The 14,688-nt window shown below is 54.0% G+C and carries 16 protein-coding genes; 4 read left to right on the top strand and 12 right to left on the bottom strand.

From position 1 onward, the window contains the following. Positions 1-11 precede the first annotated feature (11 nt). From ACFQ88_RS27635 to ACFQ88_RS27595, 9 genes are all read right to left on the bottom strand, one after another. Positions 12-1,631, bottom strand: a complete 1,620-nt coding sequence (locus ACFQ88_RS27635) for a response regulator transcription factor (RefSeq protein ID WP_379459221.1) — start codon at positions 1,629-1,631, stop codon at positions 12-14. Further along, entirely contained in the window at positions 1,612-3,390 is a 1,779-nt protein-coding gene (locus ACFQ88_RS27630; RefSeq protein ID WP_379459219.1) for a sensor histidine kinase, read from the bottom strand. Before ACFQ88_RS27630 ends, ACFQ88_RS27635 begins: the two co-directional genes overlap by 20 nt. Positions 3,391-3,540: 150 nt before the next feature. After that, entirely contained in the window at positions 3,541-4,089 is a 549-nt protein-coding gene (locus ACFQ88_RS27625; RefSeq protein WP_379459217.1) for a glutathione peroxidase, read from the bottom strand. A gap of 3 nt (positions 4,090-4,092) precedes the next feature. After that, complete coding sequence (locus tag ACFQ88_RS27620) at positions 4,093-4,542, bottom strand: MarR family winged helix-turn-helix transcriptional regulator (RefSeq protein ID WP_379459215.1); 450 nt, start codon at positions 4,540-4,542, stop codon at positions 4,093-4,095. Positions 4,543-5,019: 477 nt separating this feature from the next. Next, positions 5,020-5,994 carry an aldo/keto reductase gene (locus ACFQ88_RS27615; RefSeq protein ID WP_379459213.1) on the bottom strand — a complete coding sequence of 325 codons (975 nt, stop codon included), beginning with the start codon at positions 5,992-5,994 and terminating at the stop codon, positions 5,020-5,022. Between the two features lie 35 nt (positions 5,995-6,029). Further along, positions 6,030-6,416, bottom strand: coding sequence for a ribosomal maturation YjgA family protein (locus ACFQ88_RS27610; RefSeq protein ID WP_239630733.1), 387 nt, complete (start codon positions 6,414-6,416; stop codon positions 6,030-6,032). 78 nt (positions 6,417-6,494) lie between these two features. Next, the gene (locus tag ACFQ88_RS27605; RefSeq protein ID WP_379459211.1) at positions 6,495-6,923 is read right to left on the bottom strand and encodes a hypothetical protein; all 429 of its coding nucleotides are present in this window, start codon (positions 6,921-6,923) and stop codon (positions 6,495-6,497) included. A gap of 40 nt (positions 6,924-6,963) precedes the next feature. After that, positions 6,964-7,119: a hypothetical protein gene (locus ACFQ88_RS27600; RefSeq protein ID WP_379459209.1), complete on the bottom strand. Its 156-nt coding sequence runs from the start codon at positions 7,117-7,119 to the stop codon at positions 6,964-6,966. 196 nt (positions 7,120-7,315) lie between these two features. Then, positions 7,316-7,669 (bottom strand): hypothetical protein, encoded by a 354-nt coding sequence (locus ACFQ88_RS27595; RefSeq protein WP_239630730.1) that lies wholly within the window; start codon positions 7,667-7,669, stop codon positions 7,316-7,318. An 80-nt stretch (positions 7,670-7,749) separates the two neighbouring features. Between ACFQ88_RS27595 and ACFQ88_RS27590 the strand changes: the two genes are divergently transcribed. Further along, positions 7,750-8,310 (top strand): GNAT family N-acetyltransferase, encoded by a 561-nt coding sequence (locus ACFQ88_RS27590; protein ID WP_379459206.1) that lies wholly within the window; start codon positions 7,750-7,752, stop codon positions 8,308-8,310. Positions 8,311-8,433: 123 nt separating this feature from the next. Here ACFQ88_RS27590 and ACFQ88_RS27585 read toward each other — a convergent pair whose 3' ends face one another. Further along, positions 8,434-8,853 carry an Rrf2 family transcriptional regulator gene (locus ACFQ88_RS27585; RefSeq protein WP_379459204.1) on the bottom strand — a complete coding sequence of 140 codons (420 nt, stop codon included), beginning with the start codon at positions 8,851-8,853 and terminating at the stop codon, positions 8,434-8,436. A 140-nt stretch (positions 8,854-8,993) separates the two neighbouring features. After that, a complete protein-coding gene (locus ACFQ88_RS27580; RefSeq protein WP_379459202.1) occupies positions 8,994-9,992 on the bottom strand; it encodes a hypothetical protein in 999 nt (332 codons plus the stop codon). Positions 9,993-10,096: 104 nt separating this feature from the next. On the opposite strand from ACFQ88_RS27580, the gene ACFQ88_RS27575 reads away from it, so the two are divergent. From ACFQ88_RS27575 to ACFQ88_RS27565, 3 genes are read left to right on the top strand one after another with little or no spacing between them, the layout of a single operon-like run. Continuing rightward, a complete protein-coding gene (locus ACFQ88_RS27575) occupies positions 10,097-10,546 on the top strand; it encodes a MarR family winged helix-turn-helix transcriptional regulator (RefSeq protein ID WP_379459200.1) in 450 nt (149 codons plus the stop codon). A gap of 29 nt (positions 10,547-10,575) precedes the next feature. Further along, positions 10,576-12,342 carry an ABC transporter ATP-binding protein gene (locus tag ACFQ88_RS27570; protein WP_379459198.1) on the top strand — a complete coding sequence of 589 codons (1,767 nt, stop codon included), beginning with the start codon at positions 10,576-10,578 and terminating at the stop codon, positions 12,340-12,342. Further along, complete coding sequence (locus ACFQ88_RS27565) at positions 12,335-14,212, top strand: ABC transporter ATP-binding protein (protein ID WP_379459196.1); 1,878 nt, start codon at positions 12,335-12,337, stop codon at positions 14,210-14,212. The genes ACFQ88_RS27570 and ACFQ88_RS27565 overlap by 8 nt, the downstream gene beginning before the upstream one ends. On the opposite strand, the gene ACFQ88_RS27560 is transcribed toward ACFQ88_RS27565, so the two are convergent. Continuing rightward, positions 14,180-14,392, bottom strand: a complete 213-nt coding sequence (locus ACFQ88_RS27560; protein WP_379459194.1) for a hypothetical protein — start codon at positions 14,390-14,392, stop codon at positions 14,180-14,182. The genes ACFQ88_RS27565 and ACFQ88_RS27560 overlap by 33 nt on opposite strands. Positions 14,393-14,688 lie beyond the last annotated feature (296 nt).

Genomic DNA, 14,688 nt, shown 5'->3' with positions numbered 1-14,688 from the left:
GATGCCTTCCCCTACTCCGCCAAGCCGGCGCTCTGCCTGAACTCGGACGGAGTCATGCCCGTGACCTTCTTGAACACGTCGCTGAAATAGCGGCGCTCCTCATAGCCAAGCGCGGAGGCAATCTCCTGGATCTGCTTGTTTTGCAGCAGCATCTCCTTCGCTTTCTCCATCCGTGTTGCGGTCACGTACTGGTTGAAGCTCATGCCGGTCACCTTCTTGAACAGGTTGGCAAAGTAGCTGCCGCTCAAGTGCACCTGCGACGCGCAATGCGCCACCGTCAGCTCCGCAGACAAATGCTGCTTGATGTAGGCAATCGCCCGCTCAATGACCAGATGCGCCTGCGAGGCGCTCCGCTCCTCAACGATGGTGCAGCCGTGCTCGCAAATTTGCTTCAGCAGCTCGTAAATGTCGTGCACCGAGCCGCCGCTGCTTGTCTCCATCTCCTGCAGCAGCTCCTCCAGCGGCCCGATGTCTTCGTAGCTGAGCTTCTCCAGCAGAACGCGGACGAGCATGTTGGCGAAGCCGTGCAGCAGAAGCGCGAGATAACGCGGCTGCGGCCGCGGCTGGAAGTGAATCAGCTCCTCGTATACTTCCTCGAGGATTTCGAGCGTCCTCTCCCGGTTGCCCGACTGCAGCGCAAAGGCGATATCCTGCACCCGGTCGGCAGGGTATTTGGGCAGCTGCTGCTTGTCCTCGATCACGTCGCTATAGCAGACGACGCCGTTGCCGCCTGTATAGAAATGATAGGACATCGCCGTGACGGCCTGCTGATACGAGACCGGCAGTTCATCGGTCGTCTCCGCCCGGTTCCCTACGCCTACAGACACCGTATATTTCGCATAGGTGGCCAGATGCTCGCAGCAGCGCTCCGCCAGAGCGGCATGGCTGTCCGCCTCGTATTCATTGTAAATAATGACGAAGCGGCCGTCCGAATCGCGGAAGACGACGCCTTTTGTATACGCGTGTATCGTTTCCTCCAAAATGTTTTGCAGCGTAAAGCGCAGCAGCTCGATCTCATTGACCGGCCAATCCTTGCTGATCTCCTGGAACCGGTCGATTTCGAGCACCATAACGACAAACCGGCTCCGGTCGAGACCGATTTGCAGGAAGTCCCACCGGTCGCTAATTTTGCTCTCGTTCGCCTTGTGCCGGATCAGCAGATTGAAGAACTCCTGCCTCAGCACCGGCAAGCTTTCCTTGACTCTCCGCTCCATCTCGCGAATGTTTGATTGCTGCCTCTTGGTCTCCAGCACGGCATTCCGCGCCTTCTGCACCGTGTCCGTAATATCCTCCAGCGAGAACGGCTTCGTCACGAAGTCGAACGCCCCGAGCCGGATCGCCTCCTGCGCATATTCGAAATCACTGTAGCCGCTGATCAGAATGATTTTGCAAAAAGGCAGCTTATCGACAATCGCCCGTGTCATCGTAAGCCCGTCCATCTTCGGCATCCGTATGTCTGTGATGATAATATCGGGTCTTTCGCGTAATGCGAGCTCCAGTCCTTCTTCTCCATTCAAGCAGGCGCCGGCGATCGTAATTCCGTATTCATCCCATTCGATTCCGTTTACGATCCCGTCAACCACATCTCTAATATCGTCGATGACGATCATATTAATTGCCGATGACTCCATCCTCTTCCCCTCCTCCATGCCATGGTATCGTTAGCGTTACCGTAGTTCCTTCCCCCGGAACGCTGTCTATCGACAAAGCAGCTTCATTTTCGTAATAGAGCTTCAATCGTTCCACAATATTATGCAGCGCGTAGCTGTCGGACGATTCGGCGGCCCGGTGTATATTCTGAAGCGTCTCCTTATCCATCCCGTGTCCATTGTCGGAAATGGTGAAGACAAGCCGGTCGTCGTCCTGTTCCAGCCGAATGACAATCAAGCCGCCGGCCTGCTTGTTCTTGAACCCGTGAAGAATGGCGTTCTCCACCAACGGCTGCAGCAGTACCTTAAGGATCGGATGCTGTTGAATCGACTCGTCATTTGGCGCTTCGATCCGATATTCAAACAAATTCTCGTAGCATCTCTGTTGAAGCGACAAATATTGCTCCACGTGGAACAGTTCTTTCTTGATTGTTGTCAGTTCTTTGCCGCCGTTTAAGCCCAATTGAAACATTCGGGACAACGACATGACCATCTCCCCGACCTCGTCGGACTTTTTCAGCTTCGTCTTCCAATAGATCGTGTTCAATGTGTTATATAGAAAGTGCGGGTCGATCTGCGCCTGCAGCGCCTTGATCTCCGCCTTATGCTTATCCTTCTCGACACGGCGGTTCACTTCGATCAGCTGCCCGATTTGCTCCAGCATCCGGTTAAACTGCCGGCCCACCTGGGTCACTTCGTCATTGCCGTCGGTCTCGAACCGGACCGTCAGGTCATTCTCCCCTGCGCGGCGCATCAGCAGTTGGAGCTTTGTCAGCGGCTTGGCGAGCAGCGTGCTCAGCCCGTTGGAGATGAAGAAGCCGAGCACAATGCAAAGCACGGTTACGATCAGCGTGGCCCACTTGATTCCCGTAGCTTGACTCAGCAGCTCATCGGTCGGTTTGACGCTAATGTATGTCCATTTGTCATCGACAGATGATTTTACAAAATTTGACAAATAGGTGTTTCCATTCCAATCGTAATCGAATGCGCCCTGTTCCCCCGACTTGAGCTGCTCCTGAAACTCCGGCTCCTTGAGCATATCCGCATATTTATACGGCTTCTGCACGAACAATGGTGAGCCGTCTTCTTTCAGCATCGTGACACCTTCGCGCCAGTCGCTGATATTATCGGTCAAAAAGTGCCATAATCCGTCTTCCTTCAAATTAACGATGATGTACGAATCGGGAATGTAGAGGCTGGAAATCGCCGAAATAACTAAAGATACGACAGGTACCTCACCAGCAAAAAAAGGATCCTTATGCCCTTCGATCCAGATGGCATGCCGTTCCTCCCGAATTCTGTCGTACATAGAGGTGTCCTTAAACCGGAATTCGGTCCGCGGCACATCCGCGGGGTAGAAATCGCCAATCGGCGTCGTTAGCAGAACCGAGTGCAGCAGCTGTTCATTGAGCTTGAGCTGCATGAACGGCGTCTGAAGCGCCCCGAAATGAGTGAAGTAGTTGGAGCTGTCCCCGGTCACGACATCCTTCATCGTATTTTCATAGGAGGTGCTGATTACGAGCGTCATAAGCGATACGGCCACGTGCTTCAGCTTCTCGTCGAACGCCTGGGATGACTTGTTCAGCGTATCCTGACTCAGCTTCAGCGCGTTATTTTGCACTACCTGGGCGGATATGTAATAGGTTGTCCAGCCGACCGTCAGCACCGAGACAATGATCATGACGGCAAAGGCAATGCGCAGCCGGTGCCTTAACGGATATTTCTGCAAAGTACGGAACACTTGCGTTTTCTTCCTCTCTTCTGGTGCCGTTCCTACAATTCTCTTCCTTAAATCATACCATGCCCGCGAACGATTTGAAAAAAACCAAAAAGGACTGCACCGAAACGATCGTCGCCGATCGCCCGGACAGCCCTTGCTTCCAAAGATGAATTATTTTAATAATGCCTCGATCGTCGGTTCCATATCCAGCGGCTCTGCCGTCGGCTCGAACCGTCCGACAACGTTGCCCTCCCGGTCGATGACGAACTTGGTGAAGTTCCATTTCACATCGTCTCCGAGCAGCAGCTCCGGATGCTTCTCTTGCAAGAAGGCATGAAGAAGCTTGCCGCTGGAATTTGTAAGATCAAACCCTTCGAACGGAGCCTGCTCCGTCAAGTAGCGGAATACGGGATGGGCGTCCCGGCCGCGTACATCGGTTTTTTCGAACAAAGGGAACTTCACGCCGTAGTTGATTTGGCAGAACGACTCTACCTCTTCATGGCTGCCCGGCTCCTGCTCGTTGAACTGGTTGCACGGGAAGCCGAGAATTTCCAGGCCTTGTTCCTTGTATCGGTCGTACAGCTTTTGCAGGTCGCTGTATTGCGGCGTAAATCCGCATTTGCTCGCGGTGTTAACAATGACCAGCACCTTCCCTTTATAGTCGTCGAGCTGCACTTCTTTGCCTTGAATCGTCGTTGCTTGGATATCATAAATAGACATAGTTCATTCCTCCGTATTTTTGTGATGGATGTTGTGCAGCAGACCGGTCAGCTTCTCCCGCCACTCAGCCAGCTCCTCTGTGTTCAGACCCATATTGCAAAATACTTTGCGCGGGATATCGTAGGCCTGCTCCTTCAATTGCGAGCCCTGCTCCGTCAATTCGATCAATACATTGCGCTCATCCTTGCTGTCGCGTACCCTGCGGATCAGCTGCATTTGCTCCAACCGCTTCAGCAGCGGCGTCAATGTGCCTGAATCCAGGTACAGACGGCTTCCGAGCTCCTTCACCGTTACGCGGTCCGTCTCCCAAAGCACCAGCAGCGTTACATATTGGGTATACGTAAGGCCCAGCTCCTCCAGATGCGGGCGATACATCTTCGTAATCTCCCGGGAGCAGGCATATACGGCAAAGCACAGCTGATTGTCCAGCTTTAACAGTTCGTCCTTGTCCATCTGCACCTCCGTTATTAATTTTGCAAAATTTAATTGTGCACAATTTATTTATGGGTTAACAATATCACTATTGATATGACGTGTCAACAGCTGCTTCACATTGCCGCTCTGCAACGCTGGAAGGAGCCTGGCAAGCTCAGCGTTTACTGATCTATCGCTCTTCTTGAGCTCTTCTGTTTATGTTTGATCCTCTGATAGCCTGGTCATACGAGAAAACCTCTATCAAGGCCTTTCAAAGGTAGGCACGGCAGGTTTTATTGCCAAATAGAATTTTGCATCATGACCGCGGAATTTTATCAATTCTATTGTGGTTAAAAAAACCGCCCGGGTTCCTTCCCGGACGGTCTCTATACTAAGGCTGTATGCTTCAGGAATGCGGGTCGGGAAATGCAAATACGAACCGCAAAGCGGCTGTTATCTATCAGCACGCCTCTTTGAAGGCAAGCTCCATCTCCGCTCGCTATCTCCGCTAGTTGATCAAGGCAGCCGGTACACTGCGAACGGCTCGCCATACCGGTACGGCCGGCTCAGCTCGTCCAGCGCTTGCCATTGCTGCGGCTCCAGCGTAACGGACAAGCTCTGCAGGTTGTCCGTCAGCTGCTCCACCCGCGTCGCGCCGACGATGACCGTCGACACGACCGGCTGCTGCAGGAGCCACGCCAGCGACAGAGCGCTCGGCGTGCAGCCGGCCTGCTCGGCCATGGAGCCCACGGCCCGGGCCAAGGCAAGCTTGTCTTCAGCGATGAATCGGCTGAAGCTGGGATCCGTTGCGGCCCGCGAGCCCTCCGGGGCCGCATCCGCAGAGCCGTATTTTCCGGTCAATATGCCACCGGCCAACGGAAAATACGGGATGATCCCTACCCCCTGGTCCAGGCACATCGGGACCAGCTCCTGCTCCGGCGTCCGGTCGGCGAGCGAATAGCTGGTTTGTGTGGACACAAACCGGTTCAGCCCGAGCCGGTCGCTGATGCCAAGAGCTTTCATCAGCTCCCAAGCGGCGTAATTGGAAGCGCCGATATACCGCACCTTGCCCGCTCGGACCATATCGTCGAGCGTCCGAAGCGTCTCTTCAATCGGCGTATCCGGGTCGAACGTATGGATCTGGTACAGATCCACATAGTCCGTCTTGAGCCGCCGCAAGCTGTCCTCCAGCTCCCGCTGAAGATGATAGCGGGACGAGCCCCGCTCGTTCGGTCCTTTGCCGCGGACCAGCCCCGCCTTGGTGGCCAGCACGACCTCATGCCGCCTTCCTTCCAGCGCCAGCCCGATGATCCGCTCCGATTCCGTCTGGGCGTAAATATTCGCCGTATCGATGAAATTAATGCCTTGCTCTATCGCATGATGAACGATCCAGATCGAAGTATCCTGATCGGCCCGCTTGCCGAATGCGTTCGTGCCGAGCCCCATCTCGCTCACTTTCAATCCGCTGTTTCCTAATCGGCGAAATTGCATTGATTCGGTCTCCTCTCGATTCAATTGATTGATTCTCATTGCCGGTTTCGAGCGATCCACCGCTTGTCTATGAGGAACGCGACGGCAATTCCAACGGCATAGCGGGCCAGATCGATCCATAAAAAGCCTCTGCCCAAGATGAGGGAGCCTAGCAACGACGATCTTACCTCTTGGATCCATTCGGCCTGGTACAGCTGGCTGAACTCGATGGCGAAGCTGAATAGCAAGCTCCATCCCGCCGCCTTGCTGAGACTGCTTTTAACAAGCAGAACCCGGAAGCCGAAATAGACCATAGCCGCCCATAGCATATCGCCGGCGTGCTCCGCTATCCAATGCGGCAGCAAGGCCGCTCCCTTTCGCGATCCCAGCCCTAGCGCCATTGTAATTACGACGGCAGCGGCATAGCGTAGTCTGCTGTGCATTAGCATCATCCCAAATCCATAAATTCAACCCATCTTGACGAAGGGAATCGCTTTGTCCATCTCTATTTTCCAAGAATCTCAAGGCTCTTGCAAACTGAGCCTGCTTTCCGTATGGAGAATAAACTCTTTTACCGTCGGCTGAAGCTTGCGGATGTCTTCCTTGCTCATCCCCTGCGTACGGAATCGGAACGAACCGTTAATCGGCTCGACGGTGCCCCCTTTAATCTCCGTGTTGCATAGAACGGGAGGCTTTTCTATGACTCTGGCTTTTAAAGGCTCCTCAATGACCGGTTCGACCGAGCGGATGACGATAGGCTTGGCGGTCTTATTCCACAGGCTAACCGTATAGGTCAGCTCGGTCTCCTCCGGCGTCCCTCCCAAGGCTGATGTTACCGATGCAATGACTAGCCCGTCCTCGACCGGCTTTGCCGGGTGCTTATCGCTGCTGCAGCTCATCAAGACTAAAAGAAACAAGCCGCAGACAAAGGTCATACTCCTGATTGCCATGGTCCACCCTAATCCGTCTCTTCTCTCTATCATTTGGTCTTTAGCTGCATACCGCGACGATAAGTACGTTTCCGAACCCCCGTCCGCGCACTCTTTCTTCATACAATCGGCAGGAATCCTCCGGAAGCCCGCCGTATCGGATCCGGCGTTCGAAGCTTTTGGCATTAGGGTGGCCCAGTGTGGCGGAAATGGTCATCGTGGCATCCTCCTTTTATAGCCTCCGCATCCTCGCAGAGGCTGAAAGCTGACCTATGATTTTGTCCTTGTTACATTTCGATACATGGCAGGAAATTCCTTTTCCATTCGATTCCCGATTGCTTGGGCATGAAGGCGGAAAGTCTGCGCACAGCAAAAAAAGCAGAGCTAATCCTCTGCTTTCTCTCATACCCTCGCTATTTGGGCCAGAACAGCCGCTGCTTCACAATGGCGTCGGCCAGCTCCGAATCCTTTATCACAATATCCATATCCGGCGCCCTGACGATAAAGCGGCGCTTCCCATGGTCATAGATGACCTCTCCCGACGGAGCAATCTCGTATAGAGGCATTTCACGGCCCGGCACTTTCTTCATCTGATGCAGCAGCACAAACACCTCTCCCCAAAAAGGCAGATCGGGATTGCGGCTGCACTCGGCTATCGTTTGCTTGAACTGCCCGACGAGCGATTCTTTATTGACAAACACAAGGCACCTCATCTCTCCCGGAACATCCATATACAGGGCTTTCCCGCCGCTGTTCTCCGTCTCCATTTCCGAGTTCGTCCCATTTAGTATACAATGAAAGGAGAGTTTATCAAAATACATGACATGAAGAACGAACCGGAGGAGCTATGACCATACGACAAGCGCAGCCTGCAGACGCCCCTTCCGTAGTACGGCTGCTGTTCGATGCCATCAATGACATCGGCTTTCAGCTCACAGGAGCGGCAACCGAGCAGGAAGTCATCGATCGGCTCACGAATTTTTTCGTGCAGGAAGGGAATCGGTTTAGCAGCAATCATTTTTTAGTGAAAATAGCGGACGGCGAGACAGCCGGCATGATCTTATGCTACCACGGCTCCGATGCCGAAACGATAGACCGCCCGATACTCGATGTGCTGCGGCGCATAACGAACAATCCTACGCTAACCATCGACAAAGAAGCGGACGAGGACGAATATTACATTGACGCTCTCGCCGTATCGCCTGAGTGGGGAGGACGAGGCATCGGCACCGAGCTGATTCAGGCGGCGGAGCATCATGCACAGCAGCGGGGCTACGGCAAAATCGCCTTAAACGTCGAGCAGTATAACGAGCGGGCTTACTCGCTTTACAAGAAGCTCGGCTACATGACGGATAAGGAAACGATTATTAACAAAAAAACGTATTTTCATATGATAAAAAGCCTCTAAAGGCTGTGGAAACTGCCTTCGGGCTCGCATTTTGCGGGACGGAGGTTTTTTCTCTGCATGCCGCCAGCCCACCGCAGCTCCAGACAAAAATAAAGGGCGCTCCTCCTGTGAGAAAGCCCCCTTTTACTCCGTCATTTGATCGATGATCTGCGCCAAAGTCACTTTATCGAGTTCCTGCTCCATGGCTTGCTGCGCCCGGTGGAACGTGGTTTCCAATGCGCCTTGAATATTGCGTCCTACATGGCATTGGGGATTCGGCTGTTCGTGAATGGCAAACAGCTCTTCCTGCTGATCCGATTGCACCGCACGGTACACTTCGAGCAGTGTAATCCGTTCTTTATCCCGGGCTAACGACGCACCCGCAACGCCGGGATTCGTTATGACGAGTCCCGCCCTGTTCAGCATGCCCATAATCCGGCGGATGACCACAGGATTCGTATTGACGCTTCCGGCTATGAAATCCGACGTAGTGCGCCCATCTTTATTAATCTCAAGCAGAGACAATATGTGTATGGCAACGGCAAAACGGCTGCTTATCGTCATGAGGCTCATCTTCCTTCGTTAGCTTTAACTTGTAATGATTGTAGTTACAAACAACTGTTTTGTCAACATGGCTCCATGCCCGGTACTGCGCCTTGTTCCCCCTTGAACAGACATCGTATTGCTCCACCAGCGCCTCTTGTTTACTGCAGGCCGGTAATAAACTGATTGAAGCTATCCGTTTGCTCATTCGGGTCGTACCATACTCCATCAAAGTTTAACCCTGTGGAGTAGCGGATCTTGTGCCCGCCGGTATAAATATCCATATAAAACAAATAACCGCTCATCGGTTCTTGATGAAAAGACTTCGCCAGCTTCATCTCCCTCAGCTTATCGGTAATAGCCCGAATCCGTGTTTCCTCCCGCACCTCGAGCAGCATTGCAGGTCCGTAACGGATTTCGATTCGGGATACGCTGCGCAGATCATCCTTCACTATTTCCGTCAAAGGAACCCGCGGCTCATCTGTGACAAGACGGCCGTTCATTGAATGAACCCGCAGCTCCACACTGGCATACCGCCTCAGGTCGCCATAGACGACCGTCTCGAACTTGTGTGTCCCAAGCAGCCGGTAGTCGCCATCCAACGGCACCTCGCCAAGCAGCTCATGCTTATCGTTGTAAAAGGAAAGACTTGCTTTTACCTCCACTTGCTCCGAGTCCGCTATCCCCACTTTTAACTGCCCGGTAACCCGGGTCCGTTCGATCCCCGAAACCGTCGTATCCCGGCTGAGCAGCAAATTGCCTGTTTTGAAGCCCCTAACCCGCGGATCGGTAATATCCAGCTTGCCAAAGCTGAAGTAAACGGTGCGGTTCTCGCCCTCGGATTCGATGTGGAATCCCATTCTCTCGCTCATCCATCGAACCGGCTCGTTCAATTCTCCATCGTAGCGTATAGGCTGATTATCGTTTCCCAAACCGCTGCTTTCCCCGCCATATTGAAACTTGGCCGGCGTTACCATAGCCTGAACAGGCTGTGCCGCGCTGACCTGTGCCGCCGTCAGGACCGTCATCATCCCGCAAACGAGTACAATAAGACACGCTTTCACCGTGCAGCCCTCCTCTACCGTTTCCAGCATCATACGATTTGACGATTGCCACGGCTTTACCGTTACATGGCCGAAGGATTTTTTTACAGGGAACAACCGTTTTGCCCCTTTACCCATATTTCAAGAAACGGGTTGACGGTATTGTTGTCACTGTTTTACAATTTATATTAGCCGACTAATTAAATAAAGGAGGAGACCCGGTGCATCGCAGCCAGTTCGAATCGCTCACCCATATGATGTCCCACACCATGAGACTCCACCGCCATACGCTGCACCTGCTGCTTCAGGAGAAAGGGATCGAAGTGTATCCCGGACAGCCTCCTCTCCTGTTCCGCTTGTCGGAGGAGGACGGCCAGAGCCAGAAGGAGCTCGCCAAGAAGCTGCGGATCAAGCCGGCAACCTTGACCGTAATGCTGACGCGCATGGAGAAGACCGGTCTGGTCCAGCGCAAGCCGGACGAACGGGACCAGCGCATTTCCCGCGTCTACTTGACGGAGCAGGGCAATGAAACGATCCAGGCTGTCAAGGATACGATGCAGGACCTGGAGCTTCGCTGCTTCGAAGATTTCACGCCGGAGGAGAAGCTGCTTCTGCGCCGCTTCCTGCTCCATATGCACGATAACTTGAAAAAGATCGAAGAAACTGTTTAGCCGACAAAATAATTGCGAGGTGCAAGGCTGTGTGGAAATTGATCCGTTTTATAAAGCCTTACTGGAAATCCGCTCTGTTAGCTCCGTTATTGATGCTCATCGAGGTCTACATGGATTTGCTTCAGCCTAAGCTGATGGCGAGCATCGTGAATGAAGGCGTCATGCAGCGGGATTTGGCCCACATTCAACAAACCGGCCTGATCATGATAGGCTTGACGCTTATCGGGCTGCTGGGCGGACTCGGATGTACGGTATTTTCCAGTATCGCTTCCCAGCATTTCGGAGCCGATCTGCGGCAGGAGCTGTTTCAGAAAGTGCAATCGTTTTCTTTTGGCAATCTTGATCAGTTCAAAGCAGGCTCTCTCGTCACAAGGCTGACGAACGATGTGGTGCAAATGCAAACGCTGGTCCAAATGACACTGCGCATTCTGGTCCGCGCCCCGTTTCTCGCTCTCGGGAGCTTGATTATGGCCGTAACGATCAGTTACCGGCTGGCGGCGGTGTTGGCCGTCGTCATTCCGATTTTGTTCCTCGTGCTGTATTTGCTCGTGCGCTATGCCTTTCCTTTGTTCTCCAAGGTGCAGAGCAAGCTGGACAACGTCAATAATGTCATGCAGGAAAATTTGGCCGGCATTCGGGTCGTCAAGGCATTCGTCCGCGCCCGGTTCGAGAACAGCAGGTTCCGCAAGGCTAACGACGACTATACCGATTTCGCGATGAAGGCTACCCGGATTGTCGCGCTGAACATGCCGGTGATGACCTTGATCTTGAACGCAAGCATCGTGGCCGTCCTGTGGTACGGCGGCAATCTCACCTGGGGCGGGTCGCTCGCGGTCGGCGATTTGATCGCGTTCGTCAACTATGTGACGCAGGTGCTGTTCTCCCTGCTCATGGTAGGCATGATGCTGATGTTCGTCTCTCGTGCCAAAGCTTCCGCCGACCGGATCAACGAGGTGCTTGACGTAGAGTCGGAAATTGCCGACGCCGGCAACGCGAAGACCGGCGCCATAAAGGCCGGCGAGGTTGTGTTCGACCGGGTATCGTTCGCATATAACGCCGATGCAGCTACCGGCACCGATACGCTGACCGAGCAAAAGGAGCTTGTTCTCAAGACGATAAACTTCACCGCCAAGCCAGGGCAAACCGTCGCCATTCTCGGCGCTACAGGCTCGGGCAAATCGTCGCTGGTCAGCCTCATCCCCCGTCTATACGATCCGACGAAGGGAAAAATTCTTATTGACGGAACCGACATCCGTCAAATTCCGCTTGACGATCTGCGAAGCCATATCGGCATGGTGCTTCAACAGGCGATCCTATTCACGGGAACGATTCGCGACAACATCCGCTTCGGCAAGCCGGACGCCACTCAGGAGGAGGTCGAAGCGGCGGCGAAGGCCGCTCAGGCGCACGATTTCATCGCCGGAATGCCGGACGGCTACGATACGGTGCTCGGGCAGCGGGGCGTTAACTTGTCCGGCGGGCAAAAGCAGCGGATCTCCATTGCGCGCGCTTTGCTTCTCAGGCCCCCTATTCTTATTCTCGACGACAGCACGAGCGCCGTCGATCTGGGCACCGAATCGCGCATTCAGGCTGCGATCAAGTCGCTCATGCAGGAGAGCACTTGCTTCGTCATCGCCCAGCGGATCTCATCCGTGATGGATGCCGATACGATCATCGTATTGGAAGAAGGCGCCATCGTCGCCGAAGGGACGCACGACCAATTGATCCAGAGCAGTCCGGAATACCGGGACATTTATCATTCCCAGCTAGGAAAGGGGGCGTTGGCCCATGGCTGAGCATAACCGCAATGAATCGCATAGCCAACCGAATGCCGGGATGAGACCGATGGGTCCTCCTATGGGTATGGGTGGCCCGATGGGCGGCGGTCCGGGAGGTCCTGGCCGCGGCATGATGGCCAAGGTGCGCCCCAAGAACACATGGGCGACCCTGAAACGAATGTGGGCCTACTTGAGCCGGCAGCGCGCAGGACTTATATTCGTAGTCCTATTGGCGATACTGAGCTCCGGCTTGGCGCTCATCGGCCCTTATTTAATCGGGCTATCCTTCGACCGGTATATTATCCCGCGCGATTATAACGGGCTTGTAGGGCTGTGTTTGTTACTGCTTGGCGTATATGTCGCCAGTGCCGTGATGAGCTGGATTCAAGCCTACGTGATGACAGGCGTCTCTCAGCGCACCGTCCGGATAATGAGGGAGGATATGTTCTCGCAGATCCAGAAGCTGCCGCTCCGCTTCTTCGACAGCAAGACTCACGGAGAGCTGATGAGCCGGACGACCAACGACATCGAGAACGTATCCAATACGCTCAATCAGAGCGTTACACAGCTGATTTCCAGCGTCATTACGGTCGTAGGCGCCTTGATTTTTATGCTCGGGCTGAACCTGTGGCTGACGCTGCTCAGTCTGGTCACCATCCCGCTCGTTATGTTCATTACGGGCAAAATCGCGAGTAATACCCGGGGCTACTTTTCCGGCCAGCAAAAGCATTTGGGCGAAATCAACGGGTTTATCGAAGAAACCGTATCCGGCCAAAAGGTGGTCAAAGCGTTTCGGCGCGAGCGCAAATCGATCGAGCAGTTCAGCGATATTAATAACAAGCTGCGGGACGTTGGGACGAAAGCGCAAATTTTCAGCGGGATGATCGGGCCGGTCATGAACGTCATCAACAACCTGAGCTTCGCACTGCTTGCCGCCGTCGGGGGCTGGATGGTTATCAACGACATGACGACGATAGGGATCATCGTCAGCTTCCTGAACTACTCCAAGCAGTTCGGCCGTCCGATCAATGAGCTGGCCAACCAGTTCAATATGATTCAATCCGGCGTGGCCGGGGCTGAGCGTGTGTTTGAGATTATGGATACGAAAACCGAGTACGAAGACCGCTCGGAGCAAAAGGCGATTCCCCAGGTCAGAGGGGAAGTCATTTTGGATCGGGTCCATTTTCATTACAATGAAGATGTGCCCGTGTTGAAAAACGTGTCGCTCACGGCCAAGCCGGGCGAAACGATCGCGCTGGTCGGGCCTACCGGTGCCGGCAAAACGACGATCATCAACCTGCTGACCCGCTTTTACGATATTCAGCAGGGGACGATTACGATAGACGGGCAGCCAATCGACCGGCTGGACAAAGACGAGCTGCGCCAACAGCTCGGAATCGTGCTTCAGGACGCCTACCTGTTCTCCGATACGATCCGCGAGAACATCCGGTACGGCCGGCTGGACGCCACCGACGAGGAGATCGAAGCCGCCGCCAAGCTGGCGAATGCGGACAGCTTTATCCGCAAGCTGCCGCAAGGCTACGAAACTGTGCTGTCGGCGGAGGGCAGCAACCTGAGTCAAGGGCAGCGGCAGCTGATCACGATAGCGCGGGCGATTCTCGCCGATCCCGCGATCCTTATTCTCGACGAAGCGACCAGCAGCGTCGATACGCGGACCGAGATGCACATTCAGGAAGCGATGAATTCCTTGATGAAGGGACGCACGAGCTTCGTTATCGCACATAGGCTGAGCACGATCCGCGAGGCTGATCAAATTCTCGTCATCAACGGCGGCGAAATCATCGAACGCGGAACGCATCAGCAGCTTCTCGATCAAGGCGGCTTCTATTGCGACTTATACAACAGCCAGTTCAAGCGCGTCGGCTAACGGGCTGCCCGCCCTCCCGCTTGGGAAGTTCTTGCGGCAGGCAGCGCAGAGCATAAGCAGCGGTACTTTTGAACCGGCATACAGGTAATCAACAATGGAAACATAAGCGGCCAACCCTTCACCGTCACTGATAACAGTGCAGCGGAGGGTTTTTTCAATTTTTCCGGCATTCGATTGCACAAGCTTGAATCCCTTTCCCAGGCCCCCACTGATAACTATTGTTCATAACCTCTGCTCAAAAGCGGAATGCGCTGGGCAGCCCAACCGGGAAAGGCTAATTGTCATGACTGCCCATGCATGTGTGCCCTTTGCATATGTTTACGCTCAAAATGGCCGCACCGCCGAAGCCGTTTTCCTCTCCGTAGTCGTCACCACACCGCATTCTCCCCATAAGATGGAATGAATGCTTCCGGAGCTGTGCCCTATGATTTAGCTGATCAAGGAGACACAGTGTGGCCGGATGGAGAGAAGGTATC

Source organism: Paenibacillus sp. NPDC056579 (assembly GCF_042793215.1).
GTDB lineage: Bacteria > Bacillota > Bacilli > Paenibacillales > NBRC-103111 > Paenibacillus_S.
The sequence above is the reverse complement of the archived record's forward strand: the minus strand, read 5'-3'. Positions and strand labels throughout refer to the sequence as shown.